Source organism: Mycobacterium alsense (assembly GCF_002086635.1).
Classification (GTDB): domain Bacteria; phylum Actinomycetota; class Actinomycetes; order Mycobacteriales; family Mycobacteriaceae; genus Mycobacterium; species Mycobacterium alsense.
The window spans coordinates 136,891-153,513 of sequence record NZ_MVHD01000003.1 but is presented as its reverse complement, the minus strand read 5'-3'; the positions used below and the strand labels follow the sequence as shown (position 1 = coordinate 153,513).

15 protein-coding genes and 1 pseudogene are annotated in these 16,623 nt (G+C 68.0%); 4 read left to right on the top strand and 12 right to left on the bottom strand.

Annotated elements, in window-relative coordinates:
- Positions 1–11 precede the first annotated feature (11 nt).
- The 4 genes from BST11_RS03495 to BST11_RS03480 all read right to left on the bottom strand — a co-directional run bounded on the left by BST11_RS03495 (position 12) and on the right by BST11_RS03480 (position 3,062).
- Positions 12–1,256, bottom strand: coding sequence for a cytochrome P450 (locus BST11_RS03495; RefSeq protein ID WP_083136609.1), 1,245 nt, complete (start codon positions 1,254–1,256; stop codon positions 12–14).
- Between the two features lies 1 nt (position 1,257).
- Positions 1,258–1,452 (bottom strand): ferredoxin, encoded by a 195-nt coding sequence (locus BST11_RS03490; protein WP_067327441.1) that lies wholly within the window; start codon positions 1,450–1,452, stop codon positions 1,258–1,260.
- Positions 1,453–1,463: 11 nt separating this feature from the next.
- Positions 1,464–2,141 carry a TetR/AcrR family transcriptional regulator gene (locus BST11_RS03485; protein ID WP_067327437.1) on the bottom strand — a complete coding sequence of 226 codons (678 nt, stop codon included), beginning with the start codon at positions 2,139–2,141 and terminating at the stop codon, positions 1,464–1,466.
- 102 nt (positions 2,142–2,243) lie between these two features.
- Positions 2,244–3,062, bottom strand: a complete 819-nt coding sequence (locus BST11_RS03480) for an SDR family NAD(P)-dependent oxidoreductase (protein ID WP_067327433.1) — start codon at positions 3,060–3,062, stop codon at positions 2,244–2,246.
- A gap of 148 nt (positions 3,063–3,210) precedes the next feature.
- Here BST11_RS03480 and BST11_RS03475 point away from each other — a divergent pair, with 148 nt between their 5' ends.
- From BST11_RS03475 to BST11_RS03460, 4 genes are all read left to right on the top strand, one after another.
- Positions 3,211–3,978 carry an SDR family oxidoreductase gene (locus tag BST11_RS03475; RefSeq protein WP_083136608.1) on the top strand — a complete coding sequence of 256 codons (768 nt, stop codon included), beginning with the start codon at positions 3,211–3,213 and terminating at the stop codon, positions 3,976–3,978.
- 9 nt (positions 3,979–3,987) lie between these two features.
- Positions 3,988–4,731, top strand: a complete 744-nt coding sequence (locus BST11_RS03470) for an SDR family NAD(P)-dependent oxidoreductase (RefSeq protein ID WP_244897483.1) — start codon at positions 3,988–3,990, stop codon at positions 4,729–4,731.
- A gap of 13 nt (positions 4,732–4,744) precedes the next feature.
- The gene (locus BST11_RS03465; RefSeq protein ID WP_083136606.1) at positions 4,745–5,611 is read left to right on the top strand and encodes an ABC transporter substrate-binding protein; all 867 of its coding nucleotides are present in this window, start codon (positions 4,745–4,747) and stop codon (positions 5,609–5,611) included.
- Between the two features lie 147 nt (positions 5,612–5,758).
- On the top strand, positions 5,759–7,363 hold the full coding sequence (locus BST11_RS03460) for a multicopper oxidase family protein (protein WP_083136605.1): 1,605 nt from the start codon (positions 5,759–5,761) through the stop codon (positions 7,361–7,363).
- Here BST11_RS03460 and BST11_RS03455 read toward each other — a convergent pair.
- From BST11_RS03455 to BST11_RS03420, 8 genes and pseudogenes are all read right to left on the bottom strand, one after another.
- Positions 7,351–8,205, bottom strand: a complete 855-nt coding sequence (locus BST11_RS03455; RefSeq protein WP_083136604.1) for an alpha/beta fold hydrolase — start codon at positions 8,203–8,205, stop codon at positions 7,351–7,353. The two genes, BST11_RS03460 and BST11_RS03455, sit on opposite strands and share 13 nt — an antisense overlap.
- Entirely contained in the window at positions 8,205–9,197 is a 993-nt protein-coding gene (locus tag BST11_RS03450; RefSeq protein WP_083136603.1) for a cyclase family protein, read from the bottom strand. Before BST11_RS03450 ends, BST11_RS03455 begins: the two co-directional genes overlap by 1 nt.
- Entirely contained in the window at positions 9,185–9,994 is an 810-nt protein-coding gene (locus BST11_RS03445; RefSeq protein ID WP_083136602.1) for a coniferyl-alcohol dehydrogenase, read from the bottom strand. The genes BST11_RS03450 and BST11_RS03445 overlap by 13 nt, the downstream gene beginning before the upstream one ends.
- A gap of 49 nt (positions 9,995–10,043) precedes the next feature.
- On the bottom strand, positions 10,044–11,360 hold the full coding sequence (locus BST11_RS03440; protein WP_083136601.1) for an LLM class flavin-dependent oxidoreductase: 1,317 nt from the start codon (positions 11,358–11,360) through the stop codon (positions 10,044–10,046).
- Positions 11,361–11,362: 2 nt separating this feature from the next.
- Positions 11,363–13,073 (bottom strand): annotated as a pseudogene (locus tag BST11_RS03435) (FAD-binding protein).
- 35 nt (positions 13,074–13,108) lie between these two features.
- Positions 13,109–14,026, bottom strand: coding sequence for a 3-carboxyethylcatechol 2,3-dioxygenase (locus BST11_RS03430; RefSeq protein WP_244897482.1), 918 nt, complete (start codon positions 14,024–14,026; stop codon positions 13,109–13,111).
- Positions 13,974–15,719 carry a bifunctional 3-(3-hydroxy-phenyl)propionate/3-hydroxycinnamic acid hydroxylase gene (locus BST11_RS03425; RefSeq protein WP_083136599.1) on the bottom strand — a complete coding sequence of 582 codons (1,746 nt, stop codon included), beginning with the start codon at positions 15,717–15,719 and terminating at the stop codon, positions 13,974–13,976. The genes BST11_RS03430 and BST11_RS03425 overlap by 53 nt, the downstream gene beginning before the upstream one ends.
- Positions 15,719–16,582: an alpha/beta fold hydrolase gene (locus BST11_RS03420; protein WP_083136693.1), complete on the bottom strand. Its 864-nt coding sequence runs from the start codon at positions 16,580–16,582 to the stop codon at positions 15,719–15,721. Before BST11_RS03420 ends, BST11_RS03425 begins: the two co-directional genes overlap by 1 nt.
- Between the last annotated feature and the right edge of the window lie 41 nt (positions 16,583–16,623).

Below are 16,623 nucleotides of genomic sequence, written 5' to 3'. Positions count from 1 at the left end.
ATCAGCTTGCGTCACCAGGTCACCGGCAGTTCGTAGACGCCGTAGGCCAGCCGGTCGTCCTTGAACGGCACCTCCTCGATCGGGATCGCCAACGCCAGCGTCGGGACACGGCGGAACAATGTGCGGTACACGATTTGCAGCTCCGCGCGGGCCAGCTGCTGCCCGACGCATTGGTGCCGTCCGTAACCGAATGCGACGTTGCGGTCCGCCCCAGAGCGGTGCAGGTACAGGCGATCGGGCTCGGTAAAGGCGTGCCGGTCCCAGTTCGCCGGGGCCAGGTCGATGATGATGCCCTCGCCGGCCCGGATGACCTCGCCGGCGATGGAGATGTCCTCGAGGGCCACACGGCGCTGGCCGTTCTGGATGATGCTGAGGTAGCGCAGCAGCTCCTCGACCGCGTTGGCGACGATCTTGGGGTCTTCGGAGTCGCGGATGATCGCAAGCTGGTCCGGGTTTTCCAGCAGCGCCAGCACGCCGAGCCCGATCATGTTCGAGGTGGTCTCGTGCCCGGCGATCAGGAGCCCGGTGCCCAGCTGCGCGGCCTCTTTCACGCTGAGCTCGCCCGCCCTGACGCGCTCGGCCAGGTCGGAGACCGCGTCCTCTCCCGGGTTTTCCATCTTGGCTTCGACCAGCCGCGCCAGGTACTTGTTGAGGCTCATCGCGCCTTTGGCGGTGTCCTCCCCCGTCGCATAGCGCGCAAGCCCCACGTTGGCGTGATGCTGGAACATGTCGGCGTCTTCGTACGGCACCCCCAGCAGCTGACTGATCACCAGCGAGGGGACCGGCAGGGCCAGCGCGGTGACGACATCGGCGGGCCGCGGTCCGGCGAGCATCGCGTCGATGTGGTCGTCGGTGACCTGCTGGATGGTCGGCCGCAACGCTTCAACCCGCTTGAAGGTGAAGGGCTTCGACAACATCCGCCGGAATCGGGTGTGCTCCTCCCCGTCGGAGGTGAAGACCGATCGCGGCCGCTTGTGCACGGTCGACAACATGCCCGCGTTCCAGTGCGGGAACCCCGGCACCCGGTCGTCGACGCTGACCCGGGAATCGGAAAACAGCTCCCGCACCTGCTCGTAGCCGGTGATGAGCCACGGTGTGCTGCCGTCCCAGATCCGCACGCGGGACAACGGCCTGGTTTCCGCGAGCGCCATCACGTCCGGTGGCGGCGCGAAGGGGCAGCCCGACCGCCGGGCCATCGGGTAGTCGGGGATCTCGGCCCCTGTGGTGGTGGTAGTGCTCGTCAACGCTTCCGACATGTCATTCCTCGATGTGGATGGCCAGGGCGGGGCATGCCGCCGCCGCGCGGCGCGCGCCCTCGGCCTGCTCGGCCGTGGGATTGGGGTTGAGCAAGACGACCACCCCGTCGTCGTCCCGCTGGTCGAACACCTCGGGCGCGTTCATCACGCAGTTGCCCGAGGAGGCGCAAATGTTTTGGTCGACAGTCACTTTCATCTGCGGGCCCCCTACTCGTCCGGCGTCACGGGCGCCAGCCACAGGCCCACGATCGCGTCGATGAGACCGGAAGCCGCGGCCCGCCAGGACTGTTGGTGCATCGATGAACCCGCGGCCAACGCGCGTTCCCGGTCGGCGCAGGTGTGCATCAACAGATTTCGGGCCATGATGTTGCGTTCGAAACACACCTCGGGCGGCAGATTGGGCAGGCAGCTGTTGATGCCGTCGACGACCTGGACCAGCGACGGCGAGCTGAGCGCACCCTTGACGATGATGTTGTAGTAGGCCGGATCGGTCATCGCCTGCGCGGCGAAGCGCGCGTACCAGGTGGGATTGCCGAGGTCCGCGAGATGGTCGGTGAGCGGACGCACCAGGCAGGCCACCCAGTCGCGCATCTCCACGGTCCCTCCGGAATCCAGCAGCTCGGCCACCATCCGTTCGCGGAGTCGCTCGACGGGCCCGCGGTGCTTCTGCTCGATGGCGCGCACCAGGTCGGCCTTGGTGCCGAAGTGGTAGCCCACCGCGGCGTTGTTGCCCTGCCCGGCGGCCTCGCTGACCTGCCGGTTCGACACGGCGAACATGCCGTGCTCGGCATACAGCCGCTCGGCCGCCACCAGGATCGCCTCCTGGGTGGAGCTGGCCCGCTCGCTGCGAACGGCCCTGCCTGCCTTGGTCGCCGTCGTGGTCATTGCGCCAGTCAACCGCGCGGGTTGCATTAAGTCAAGCGCTTGATTTAAAGAGTTGGGCCGGCTGAGACACAGCACTTCATGCGGATGGGACGCCTTCGATTGTCAGTCGCTCTTGCCCGACGCACTCCGACGAACCGGCTTGCCCGCGGACGTCCCGCCATCCACCGGCAGCACGGTGCCGGTGACATAGCGCGACCGGTCGGTGGCGAAGTACAGCGCCGCCTCGGCGACGTCGTCGGGCGTGCCTTCGCGCTTCAGCGGGCGGTCCTCCCGCATCGTCTGGCGAATCTTCGCCTCGAACCGCACGATCTGCTCGGGGTCCATGTTCACCGCCGACTTCGACACGATCGGCGTGGGAATGTTGCCCGGCGCGATGGCGTTGACCCGAATTTCGTAGTGCGCCAGTTCGATTGCCGCGCACTTGGTGAACTGGATGACGGCGGCCTTCGATGCGCGGTAGGTCATCACGCCGGCGCCGGCCTGGATACCTCCGATCGAGGTCACGTTGATGATGGAACCGCCGCCGTGCTCGGCCATGTGCCTGCCGGCTTCCCGGGTGCCCGCCATCACGCCCAGCACGTTGACCTCCATCACGCGGTGAAAATCGGCCAGGTCGTCGTCGAAGAACCGGCGATGCATCTTGCTCGAAATCCCGGCGTTGTTGACCATCACGTCCAGGCCACCGAACGTCTCGACGGCCGCGGCCACCAGCGCGCCGACCTGTTCGGGATCGGAGACGTCGGCACGCCGGAAGCTGGCATCGGGGCCCAGGCCCGCCGCCAGCGCTTCACCGTGGTCAGGCTCGACGTCGGCGATCACGACGCGCGCGCCCTCGGCGACGAACCTCTCCACCATGCCCCGGCCCAGACCGGACGCGCCGCCCGTGACGATGGCTACCTTGCCCGCGAGTTCGTTGACCACACGACGAGTTAATCGGCGGCGGCCGCGTTAAGTCAAGCAGTTGATTTAAGCGGGTATTTGCCGCGTCATCTCCACCCGGGTGCTGTTGCCGCGGGCACGGGGACGATGCTGAGGTGGCCAGTTCATCGCAAACTCGGGAGGCTCGATAATGAAGATCCTGGTCATCGGCGGCACCGGGCTCATCGGCTCGCAGGTCATCGCCAATCTGACGCAGCTGGGGCACGAGGCCGTCTCGGCCTCACCGCGCTCGGGTGTCGACAGCGTCACCGGTGCGGGCCTCGCCGAAGCGGTGGCGGGCGTGCACACGGTGGTGGACGTGTCCAACTCGCCGTCCTTCGACGACGAACCCGTCATGCACTTCTTCACCACGTCGACTAAGAACCTCCTCGCCGCCGAGCGCGAGGCCGGCGTGCAGCACCACGTCGCACTCTCCATCGTCGGTGCCGACCGCGCCCCGGACAGCGGCTACATGCGCGCCAAGGTTGCCCAGGAGAAGTTGATCGAGGAGTCGGGCGCCCGGTATTCGATCGTGCGGGCGACGCAGTTCTTCGAATTCGTCAACGCCATCGCGGACTCGGCCACCGACGGCGACACGGTCCGCCTGCCGCGCGGGGCGTTTCAGCCCATCGCCGCCAAGGACGTCGCCACGGCCGTTGCCGGCGCAACGATCAGCGATCCGACCAACGGCATGACCAACATCGCCGGGCCCGAAAAGCGGGGCATGGACGAGTTCATCCGGGCGGCCCTTGCCGCGTCCGGCGACCCACGTCAGGTGGTCGGCGACGCCGAGGCCCGCTACTTCGGCACCAAGCTCGACGAGCACACGATTGTTCCCACCGACGGCGAGGACCCGACGATCTACCCGACCCGCTACGGCGATTGGCTGGCCTCTCGCACGCCCAGCGGCGCGCACTAGGAGCGACGGGTGCCTCCCGTTGCGATGATCACCGGCGCCAGCCGGGGAATCGGGGCGGCGACGGCACGGGTTCTCGCCGGACGCGGATTTCGGGTGGCGGTCAACTACCGCGCCAGCGCGCCCGAGGCCGAAGAGGTGGTTGCCGCGATCACCTCGGCCGGTGGCGACGCCGTCGCGATCCGGGCCGACGTCACCGTGCCCGAGGAAATCGCCGCCATGGCCGACGACATCGCACAGCGCTGGGGCGGGGTGGATGTGCTGGTGCACAACGCGCTGATTCCCTTCGCCGTGACCTCGTTTGCCGACCTCACGTGGGAGCAGCTCGGCGGCAAGGTGAACGCCGAGCTGCACGCGGCGTACATGCTGACGAAGGCCGTTGTGCCCGCGATGATTTCCCGCGGCTACGGCCGGCTGATTTTTCTCAGCACCGGGCTGTCGCGCCGCCCCCGCGACGGGATGATCGCGCTCGGCACGGCAAAGGCGGCCCTGGACCAGTTCGTTCGCTACGTCGCACTCGAGCTGGCGCCGCACGGGATCACCGCCAACCTCGTCGCACCGGCCACCGTCGGCGGGACGGCGGTGACCGGGCAACTCACTCCGGAGCGGGTGCGCGAGCTGGGGGCGGAAGCACCGATGGGACGGCTCGTCACTCCAGACGAGGTGGCCCTCGCGATCGCGTTCTTAGCAAGCGAGGACTCCGGTTTCACCACCGGGCACTACCTGCCGGTCAACGGCGGCCTGGCAATGGACTGAAGGGTCGACCGTTATGGAGACGATCGATTTGGCCTACGTCGGGCGCGGCATTCACGAAGAACTGGTCGCCTACGTCGCCGATCAGGAGGGCTACTTCGAGGACGAAGGTGTCCATGTCGCCGTGCGGGACGGGATCGGCTGGGGCACAGAGCGACTGCGCGCGTGTGCGACCATCGGCCTCGGGCGCGCCCTGCTGTCGCGGTTGACCGATGGCATCGAATGGACCGTCCTGAGCGTGAACACCCACCGCCCGTTGTTCTGGTTCCTCGGCGGTCCCGGCGTCAACTCCATGGAGGATCTTCGCGGGCGCCGGCTGGCGGTGCACCCGGCCCACACCGCGCCGGGATGCTTTGCCCGGATCGTGCTGCGCCGGTGCGGCCTTGACCCCGACCGCGACCTAACGTGCGTGGCGCGGGCCCCGGGCGACTACCAGATGGATCTGCGAAGGCTGCGCGATGGGTCGGTCGATGCCGCGTATGTCGGAAGCACGCTCGCACCCGACCAGGTCGCCGAGGAGGAGGGCTTTCACGTGCTGGCCTGGGTGGGAGATCATTTTCAAATCCCCACCGTCGGAGTGGCGGTGGACGCGGCCCGCGTTCACACCGACAGCCCCGCGGTGCAGGCGGTGGTTCGGGCCAACCGGCGCGCCCTGCACACGCTTGCCCAACGCCCCGAACTCGCCGTCGATTACGTCGCGTCGTTTCTGAACCGGCTGACGCGCAACGAGGCGCAACGCCACTACGAGCGCTACATCGGTCCGTACTTCACCGACGACGGCCGGGTGGACCTCGAGGTCGCACGCCGCGCGGTCGACGCCGTCGCGGCCGAGCTCGGTGTTCGCGCGGCACCGGCCGAGCCGATCTACGCCGCCGCCCGATAGCCGCCAACGGATTTGGGGCGATTGGCCCACCTGCACGCCGCGCAGTGCATAACCTAACCGGTGGCCGCGCCGGTCCTTGCGGTCCGGCCACCGGACCTGCACGGTGTAAGGCGCGGGGGCGAACCGACCGGACACGAGGAGCATTGCATGCCTGCTCAACCCGCCAGCGGGGCCCCCTTCGACCAGGCGCGGCTCACCCGTCGCGGCTTCCTGGCGGCGGCCATCGCCGGCGGATTGGCGCTGGCGGCCTGTGGCCGATCGACCTCCCAGGTATCGGGCGTCTCTGCCCAGCTGGCCGCCGCCATCGAGGCGGCCGAGGCCGCGCGGCCGCACAGCGGGCGCACCGTGACAGCCAGCCTGACGGCGCAGCAGGCGCAATTCGATTTGGGCGGGCCAATCGTCCGGACGTTCGCCTACGGCAACAGCATCCCGGGACCGCCGATCCGCGCGAAGGTCGGGGACGAGCTCGTCGTCGCGGTCTCGAACCGGCTCGACCGTCCGACATCGGTGCATTGGCATGGCATCGCGCTGCGCAACGACATGGACGGCGCGGCACCGGCCACCCCGAACATCCCGGCCGGCCAAGACTTCACTTACCGCTTCTCCGTACCCAATTCGGGTACCTATTGGGCCCATCCGCACACCGGCCTCGACGCCGACATGGGTCTGTATCTGCCGGTCATCGTCGACGATCCGACCGAGGGCAACTACGACGCCGAATGGATTGTCGTCCTCGACGATTGGACGGACGGCCTCGGAAAAAGCCCGCAGCAGCTCTACAACGCACTCACCAGCCCGGACAAGCCCAGCCCGCCTCCGACGCCCCCGTCGACGACGACAACAAGCCCGACGACCTCGGCGAGCGAGACGACCGAGACGACTGAGGCGACCGGGAGGTCGGGAGCGCCCGGGACGTCGGGCGACGGCACAGGCGAAAGCGAACTGCTCGGCGGCGAGACAGGTGACATCGATTACCCGTACTATCTGGTCAACGGGCGAATTCCGGCGGCCGCCACCACCTTCCACGCCAAGCCGGGCCAGCGCATCAGAATCCGCTTCATCAACAGCGGCTCCGGCACGACGTTTCGCGTCGCGCTGGCCGGCCATTCGATGACCGTCACCCACACCGACGGCTACCCCGTGATGCCCACGCCCGTCGACGCGCTGCTCATCGGCATGGCCGAACGCTACGACGTCATCGTCACCGCCGCCGACGGGGTGTTCCCACTGGTCGCGCTCGCCGAGGGGAAGAACGGTTTGGCGCGCGCGCTGCTGTCGACCGGTACGGGCAGCCCGCCCGACCCGGACTTTCAGCCCGACCAACTCAACCAGCGGGTGGGGACGGTGGAAATGTTCACGGCGACAACGCCGGTCAACCTGGGCCGGCCACAGGCCGGCCTCGACCTGCCGGTGGTGCTGGGCGGCAACATGGCGCAATACAACTGGACGATCAACGGAAAGCCGTACAGCAGCAGGGCCGATCCGCTGCACGTCCGGCAGGGCGACCGGCCCACCATCACCTTCGACAACACCACGACGATGTATCACCCGATTCACCTGCACGGGCACACTTTTCAAGTGATCAAGGCCGATGGCGGCCCCGGCGCGCGCAAGGACACCCTCATCGTGCTGCCCCGGCAGAAGTTGCGCGCCGTGCTGGTCGCCGACAATCCGGGCCGGTGGATGTTGCACTGCCACAACACCTACCACCAGGAGGCCGGGATGCAGACCCGGCTGGACTACGTTTTCTGAGTCCTTTGGGTCTGCCGAGTGTCGGCGGTCGCGAAAAAATCGAGGAGCAACTCGTTGACCGTTGCCGACTGCTCGATCTGCGGGCAGTGACCGGCGTCGCCCACCACCGCCGAGCGGGCGCCGTCGATCTGCTTCGCGATTGAGTCGGCCCAGCCGGCGGGAAGGAGTTTGTCCTCTCCCCCCTCGACGACCAGCGTCGGCACGCCGATGCGCTCGTAGGCCCGGGCGCTCGACGGGGTCGCGGACGGCCTCGCGCCGGGGCGGCGAAACCGCGCCGCCGCCACGGCTTCCCACGCGCCGGGCGCTGTGCTCGACTCGTAGCGGCGCCGCACGTAGCCCTCGTCGGCGGGGTAGCCCGGGTTGTGGAACAGCGCCTCGACGATGCGCCGCATCGCCGGCAGGGTGGCGTCGTACTGCTGCAGCGCATCGAAGTGCCGGTTCTGCTGGATCTCCCCGCCGCCGCAGATGACCACCAAGGAGCGGATCGGCAACAACGGGGCATCCGAGGTGATGTCGGTGAGCAGGTTGATGGCGCCCATCGAGTTGCCGACGAAGTGCGCCGAGTCGACGCCGAGCACCTCGCAGAAGCGCGCCACGTGCCGAATCCGCATACCGCGGCCGTCGACGAAGTCGATGACCTTCGCCGACTGCCCGAACCCCAGTTGGTCCGGCGCCAGCACCCAGTGGTGGGCGGCGAGGGCGGCGATGTTGCGTTCCCAGCCGAGTTCGGCGCTGCCTCCGAACTCACCGCCATGCAGCAGCACCACGGGGTCGCCTTCGCCGGCCTCCAGATAGCTGGTGGTCAGGCCGTCGACCAGCACGGTCTTGCGCCGGACCCCCATCACTTGATCGCAATCGGGTTCACCGGGGAGCCGACGGCGCCGACGACCCTCAGCGGCGGCGCGATGAGCTGGAAATCGTAGACGCCGTCGGCCGCGCAGTCGTCGGCCAGCGCGGTGAGATCCCAGTACTCGCCGAAGATCATCCCCATGTCGCGCAGGCACAGCAGGTGCAGGGGGAAGGTTATGCCCTCGACACCGGATACCAGGTCTTCGACCTGGAGGTTGTCGGCCGCGACCGCGGCGAGCTCGTGATCGTGCAGCCACGCGGCGCATCGCCAGTCCAGCCCCGAGTAGCCTTCCGTCTTGTTGCCGGTCTGCAGAAACCTTGCCCACCAACCGGTCCGGATCAACACGATGTCGCCTCGCCCGACCGAAACGCCCTGCGCGCGAACGACGTCGTCGAGTTCCTCGGGGGTGATCGGATTTCCGGCCTCCAGGAACACCTCCGCGCCGCGGTGCCGGACCAGATCGAGCAGCACGCCACGCGACGTGATGCCCTTGACGTCGACCTTGTCGATGCCGCAGTGGAAGGCGCCCATGCTGGTGACCGAGTCCGCGGGGAAGCCGTTGTAGAGGCGGTCGTCGTAGTAGACGTGCGACAGCGCGTCCCACTGACTGGCCGCCTGCAGCGGCATGATGATCATGTCGTCGTTGAACCGGAACGGGTTGTCGGCGGTCATGTACCCACTCAGCTGCTTGGCCACCGGGTTTCGCGCCCACCCGGGGCCGTATTTGGCCAGCGTGTTCACGTCACCCCCGTCCACGGTCATGACGTGCACGGGGTTGTGCCGAAACTCGAAGGCGCCCTGCGGGCCCGACGCGCCGAAGTCCACACCGAGGGGGAAGACCTTGCCGTGCCGCACCAGGGTCGCGGCGTGGGCGACCTTGTCGGCGGTGATGAAGTTGAGCGTGCCGAGCTCGTCGTCGTCGCCCCAGCGGCCCCAGTTGGAGACGTCGCGGGCGGCCTTGCGAAAGTCGGTCAAGCTGGCCACGGGGCCCGTCCTTCCTCGAGTTCCCGGGCGATCGCGGCGCCCACGTTTCCGCCGTCGACCCACAGCACCTGACCCGAGATGTAGCTGGCCGCACGGCTATTCAGAAACACCAGGACCGACGCCTGTTCGGCGGGGTCTGACACGCGGCCCAGCGGCTTGGGGATGTCGTCGAGGAACCCCTGCCCGTAGGCCGACCGCAGCTGGTCGAGGATGGGTGTTTCGGTGACCCCGGGACCCGTGCAATTGATGCGAATTCCGCGCGCGCCCAGTGGTGTAGCGCTGCGCATGCTGTAGAGGATGAGCGCTTCCTTGGAGAGCTGGTAGCCGGTGCCCACCGCATCGGGATGATCGTGACACCAGTCGATGCCCTCCCGCATCGTCGCGGTGTTCAGCAGCGGCGCGACGTCCCGCAGGTGTTCGCGGTAGCCGGCCGCCGCGAGCGAGGACACGCTCGCGATCGACGATCCGGCGACCATCTTCGGGATCAGCGCCTCGGTGAGCTGTCGCGTTCCCAGGAAGTTGATGGTGACGACCAGCGGCGGGTCGCCGATCCCCGACGAGACGCCGGCGACGTTGAACAGCGCGTCGACGGGTCCGTCGACGGACGCGACGGCGCGTTCGATCGAAACCGGGTCGGCGAGGTCGAGCTCGTGAAACTCGTTGATCTCCAACGGCGGCCGGAGCCTATCCAGCCCGACGACGTCGGCCCCGAGTTCGGTGAGCTGCCGCGCCACGTGTTCGCCGATGCCCGACGCGCACCCGGTCACCACCGCACGGCGGCCGTCGTAGCGCCACATCCCGTCGACTCGTCCCACCGCTCTTCCTAAATCAAGAGGGCCGCCGGTATCACTTGCCGTGCTTCTTCGCCTGCTCCTCTTTGAGGCGCTGCGCCGCCTGGACGCGGCCCTCGTTGATCTCCGCCATGGCCTCGGGGATCTCGCTGGCGGTGAACTTACCGCCCCGGCCGGTGGGCAGGCCGCCGAACGAGTAATTCTCGTCGAACTCCGGCGCGGTGGACTTTGGCCGGCGCGCCTCGACCTTCTCGATGACCGGCGCCAACCGCGCGGCCTTGTCGGCCACGGCCTTCTCGTCGCGCTCGAGGAACTCGGGCAGCACCTCCTTACCCATCAGCTCGATGGACTCCATGGTGCCCTCGTGGCTGCGCGGGTTGAGCAGCAGGATGATCTCGTCGACCCCGCTTTCCTCGTAGCCACGCAGGAATTCGCGCACTGTGGCCGGGGAGCCGATCGCGCCACGCCCGGGGCCGTAGGCCAGCGTCGGGTCCTTCTCGACCTCTTCGAGGTAGCGCTTCCAGACGCCGGTACGCCCGGGGGTGTGCACGCCGGTCATGTAGTAGTGCATGATCCCGAACGAGAAGAATCCACCGCCCTGCCCGAGGCGCTCGAGCGCCTGCTCGTCGGACTTGGCGACCATCATCGACAGATCGCCGCCGATGGCCAGGATGTTCGGGTTGATCCGCGGCGTGACCGGGACCCCGTTCTCCTCGAACTCCTTGTAGTAGCCGTTGACCCGTTCGGTGAGCGGCCCGGGACCGGTGTAGGCGAAGCTGAGTGCGCCAATGGCCTTTTGGGCGGCCATCTGCACGCTGGCCGGCCGCGTGCAGGCAACCCAGACCGGGGGGTGCGGCTTTTGCATCGGCTTGGGAATGACGTTGCGGGCCGGCATCTGGATGTGCTCCCCCGCGAAGCCCGAGAAGGGCTCCTCGATCATGCAGCGGATCGCGACCTCGAGGGCCTCCTCCCATTGCGCACGTTTGTCGGCGGGGTCGATGTTGAACCCGCCGAGCTCACCGACGGACGAGGATTCGCCGGTGCCGAACTCGACGCGCCCGTTGGAGAGCAGGTCGAGGGTGGCGATGCGTTCGGCGACACGGGCCGGGTGGTTGACGGCCGGCGGCATGTGCATGATCCCGAATCCGAGCCGGATGTTCTTGGTGCGCTGACTGGCCGCGGCGAGGAAGATCTCCGGCGCGGTGGAATGACAGTATTCCTCGAGGAAGTGGTGCTCGGTGAGCCAGACGGTGGAGAAGCCCGCCTTGTCCGCGGCCTCGACCTCGTCCAGGCAGTCCTGCAACAGGATCCGTTCGTCATCCGGCACCCACGGGCGGGGCAGGGCGAACTCGTAGAACAGCGAAATTTTCATCGTTACCTCCTATGAGAACTAATGGGTCTGGCCGGTCGTATGGGCCGCAACGTGTTTCGCTGCGACGAAGCCGAACGTCATGGCCGGACCTATGGTCGCCCCGGCGCCGGCGTAGCTGCGGCCCATGACCGGGGCGGCGGTGTTGCCCACCGCGTACAGTCCGGGCACCACGGTGTCGTCGGGCCGCAACACCCGGGCATATTCGTCGGTTCGCAGGCCACCCGAGGTGCCCAGATCGCCCAGCACGACGCGGAACGCGTAGTACGGCGGGTCGCCCAGGGGGTGCAGGTTGGGGTTGGGCAGTGTCGGGTCGCCGTAGTAGTTGTCGTACACGCTGTCGCCGCGGTTGAAGTCGTCGTCGTGGCCCTTGCGCGCGAGTTCGTTGAAACGGTGGGCGGTTTCGGCCAGCTGCCGGGCCGGGACGCCGACCTTGGCCGCCATGTCGTCCCAGTCCATCGCCGACTTGACCACCCCCGACTCCAGCCACGCCCGCGGTACCTTTCGCCCGGTGGGGACCGGCGCGCCGGGCATTTTCGGTATCGGCAGGTGACCGCCGATGACGTAGCGGTTCCAGGACCGGTGGTCGGTGATGAGCCAGCAGGGAATGTGGGTGACCCCGGTCTTCTGGCCGTCGATCATGGCGTGACCGAAATCCATGTAGGGCGCCGCCTCGTTGATGAAGCGTTTCCCGTCGCCGTTGACGATGAATTGCGCCGGCATCATCCGTTCGTTGAGCATGAACTGCATGCGGCCGTCCGGCCATTGGATTGCCGGGAACCACCACGCCTCGTCAAGCAATTCAGTTGCGGCGCCGACCTTTTGACCAGCTCGGATGCCATCACCCATCGCGGCCGGATTACCGAAGCTCCAGTCCTGCTCGATAACCGGCAGCTGCTCTTTACGCCAGGCCAGGTCGTGGTCGAAGCCCCCGGACGCGAGGATGACCGCGCGGCGCGCGCCGATCCGCTGCGGCGTGCCGTCTCGTTCCACCACCGCACCGGTGACCGCCCCGTCGGCGTCGGTGAGCAACTCGGCCATCGGCGAGTCGAGCCACAGCGGGATGCCGCGCTCTTTCATGGCCAGCCTGAGCCGGGCCGCAAGTGACTGTCCGATCGCCGCCATCCGCTCGCCGAACACCCTGGCCCGCACCATCCGCGCGATCAGCTTCAGCAGAATGCCCTTGCCGGCCCAGGACTGCCGGATCCGGTAGAAGGTGCGCAGCTCCTTGGGACCCAGCCAGATTCCCCTCGGGGCGAGCGCCAGGGGCTTGAGCAGGTGCTGCTCGTCGGCGCCCAGCTTGCGCAGGTCGATCGGCGGGACGTTGATCGTGCTGCCGAGTTCGGAGCCGCCCGGCAATTCCGGGTAATAGTCGGCGTAGCCGGGTTTCCAGACGAATTCGAACCATTCCGAATAGCTTTCGAGGAACTCGAGCATCCGCGGCGCGGCCTCGACGTATTGCCGTATCCGCGCCTCGCTGACCAGGCCCTCGGTGATCTTCAGCAGGTATTCGACGACGCCTTCGGGTGAAGGGGTGTAGCCCTCCCTGCGTTGTGCGGGCGCCCCGGGCACCCAGATGCCGCCGCCCGAAAGCGCCGTGGAGCCGCCGAAATACGACGATTTCTCCACCACCAACGCGTCCAGACCGGACGCCTGCGCGGTGAGCGCGGCCGACATTCCGCCGCCGCCGGACCCGACGATGAGCACGTCGACCATGTGGTCGAACCCGTCCGCCGCGAAGGGGGTGGCGCTCACCGCGGCACCGCCGTTCGGATGGCAAACCCCGCGATGAGTTCGGCCGCGGGCTTGTAGTAGCGCAACTCCGTCCGATACGGCCCCGCGCTTGCCAGCGCCGCGAAAGCCGCCACCCACGTCCGGATTTCGTGCGCCGAGGTGCCGCCCTCGTAGACCACGAACGAGTTCGACCACTGGTCGAGATCGGCCAGCTTTCCGTCGTCGACGATCTCGAGGAATCGATGGTCCCACGCCGGGTTGAGCGGTTGCAGGTCACTGGCGCCACCGGCGAAGTTCCTGGCGGCCTCGATGACGGCCTCCTGCCGGGCCTGTCGCTGTTCCGGTGTCATCGGCCGCCCGTGCACGATGCGTTCCAGCACGGCCGGGGGCGCAGTCGCCAATGTGGGGACCGGCGGGCTGTGCGAGAGGCCTCCGGATCCCACCACCAGGACCCGTTTGTCCAGGGTGGCCAGGTAGGCACCCACGGCGGTTCCCAGTGCACGGCAACGGTGCAGCGGGCCCAGGGGCACTCCGATCGCGTTGACGAAGATGGGGATCACCGGGCGTGCGGTGGCGTCACCGAAGAGTTTCTCCAGCGGCTGCACGGTGCCGTGGTCGACGTCCATGCTGGCCGAAACCGCGATGTCGACGCCGGCGGCGAGGATGGCCTTCGCGCAGTCGGCCGCGAGGTCTTCCGGAACGCTGAGCGGGCCCGCGTGGGTGCCGTAGTCCCCGACGCCGTTGGCGCGCATGCCGATGCAGAACGGCGGCATCGCCCGGTAGAAGAAGCCGTTGTAGTGGTCGGGCGAGAAGGTGACGACGAGTTCCGGGTCGTAGCCCTCGACGAACTCGCGTGCCCGCCCGAATGCGCCTTCGATGTCGTCAAGCAGGTCCCGCGACGGCCCCGGAAGATTCAGCAGCGGGCTGTGCGACATACAGCACAGAGCCAGTGGCACTTTGACGATCACCCCCTCCCGGCGTGAGGGTGAGTTTGTCGAGCACCCTGGCGCTCAGCTCGGGCGCGAGCTGAGCGATGCAGGCGCCCGCGACGCACCGATCGGGCCGCAGGAACAACACCGACTCCGGATGGGTGTCGAACCAGGCCTTGACGGCGCCGTCGCGGTCACCGACCACCACGACATCGGGATCGTCGTGGCCCGGCCAGTGCAGCTGGGACAGCGGCCGCAGCGCAACGAAGCGTGCCCCCACGGCTTTCCAGCTCGCGAAGGCCTCCTCGCCGAGAATCTTGCGCGGATTGTTGTTCCAGCACAGCACGGCGAACCAATCGCCCAGCACGTCGTCCAACAGCACGTTCCGCTCGGTGCGCGTGTCCACCCGGGGCTGGACGAACAAGGTGCCCACCGGCGAATCGGCATTGCGAGACTTTTTCGGATCCACGGAGTGCACGACGGCGCCCTGCTCGTAGCGCGGCATCGGCTTGAACCGCATCTCCAGCACGTACCGCTTGAGCGACGGCACAATTGACGCCGACCGCACGAGCAGGTCGCGCGCGGTGGCGATCCGCCGGTCGGTGGGCGAGATGACCCGGCCCACCATGGTGGAAAGGTCGATCATCGCCCGCGCGTGCTTGCGCCGCTCGACGTCATAGGTGTCCAACAAGCGGTCGTCCGCCCGTCCGGACACCACCGCGGCGAGCTTCCATCCAAGGTTGGCCGCGTCCCGGATGCCGCTGTTGTAGCCCTGCCCCTGCCACACCGGCATCAAATGGGCCGCGTCGCCGGCCAGCAACAGCCGCCCGCTACGGAACGCGCCGGCGATGCGCGAGTGGTGCGTGTAGACCCGGCGCCGGATCACGTCGACCCGGTCCGGGTGCGGGACCATCCGCGCCAGCATCCGCTCCAGGAACGCCGGATCCTCGGCCTGCTCGTCGGTCTCGTCGGCGTGGATCATGAACTCGAACCGGCGGATTCCGTGCGCGATGGAGATCGACGCGTAGGGGCGTTCCGGGTCGGCGCCGACCTCACTGTTCGGGTGGCCCAGCGGATCGTTGGCGATGTCGACCACCAGCCAGCGCGTCGACGACGTCGTCCCGTCGAAGGACACCCCCATCATGCGGCGGGTCATGCTGCGACCGCCGTCGCATCCCACGACATACCGCGCCCGCACGCCGGCGGCGCCACCATCGGCGCCGCATTCGACGGTGACCGCGTGGTCGGCTTGCGCGCACGAGACCATCGGATGGTTCCACCGCACCTCGACGTGGTCGAATCTGTCCAAACCGCAGAGCAATTCGGCGTCGACGAGTGGCTGCACGAAGCCATTGCGCTTCGGCCATCCGAAACGCGCGTCGGGAGGGGCCATTTCGGCGAGCACGCGCCGCTTGGCGTCGACGAAGCGCAAGATCTGATTGGGCACGGTGTGCGGCAGGATCCGGTCGACCAGGCCGATGGACTGGAAGGTGCGCAACGCCTCATCGTCCAGGCCCACCCCGCGCGGGTAGTCGATCAGCGAGTCGCGTTCGTCGACGACCAGTGTCCGCACCCCCTGCAGGCCAAGGATATTGGCCAGGGTCAGGCCGACCGGGCCGGCGCCGACGACGACGACGTCGACGTCGATGTCGATGTCGATGGACTCGATTTCCGGTCGGATCTGACCCGCTGCGTCCATCACCGGCCCAGCAGGAAATCGAGGTGCAGGCGATTGAAGGTCTTGGCGTCCTCGTACTGGGGCCAGTGACCGCAGCCCACCATCAGCTCGAAGCGCGCGCCGGGGATCATCGATGCGATCCGCCGGCCCTCGCTCACGTCGGCGGTGGGGTCGTCACTGGTCCACAGCACCAGCGTCGGGGCGATGATGGAACCGTACTCGTCGGGGCCGAGAAGGTTGCGTGCGCGAATCTCGGGGTCCTGCAACGCCATAATGTCGCGCATGGCCGCGACGAAGCCCGGCTGGCGGTAGACCCGCTGGCGGCAGGCGACCAGGTCGTCGTAGTCCTTGGACTTGTCGGCCATCAGCCATTTGATCCGAGCCTGCACCGTCTCCCACGTCGGGTCCTCGGCGGCCGCCATCGACAGGGTGATGATCCGCTGCATCACCACGGGATCGGCCTGGGAGCCACCGGCGGTGTTGAGCACCAGTCGGTCGACCACGTCGGGGTGGTCGACGGCGGCGCGCGCGGCCACCCAGCCCCCGAGGGATTCGCCGCTGAGGCAGGCTCGGTCGACGCCGATGGTGCGCAGCACGGCCATCAGGTGCTCGACGTAGTGGCGGATCTCCAGCGGGTGGCCCGGCTTGTCGGTGTAGCCGTGGCCGAGCATGTCGATCGACCACGTCCAGAAGTGCTCCCCGTGCGCGGCCAGGTTGCGCACGTAGGCCTCCGCGTGGCCGCCGGATCCGTGCAGCAGCACCAACACCGGCTTGCCCGGATCGCCGGCGCGCAGGTAGCGCGTCCGCACGCCTCCCGCCTCGAGGTAGCCCTGCTCAAACGCGACGCCCTGCAGGTCGCTCCAGATGCTCTCGAACTCCGCCACGGTTCCTCTCTGCACTTGAGACCCCTTGGGAAAAGCCCGGT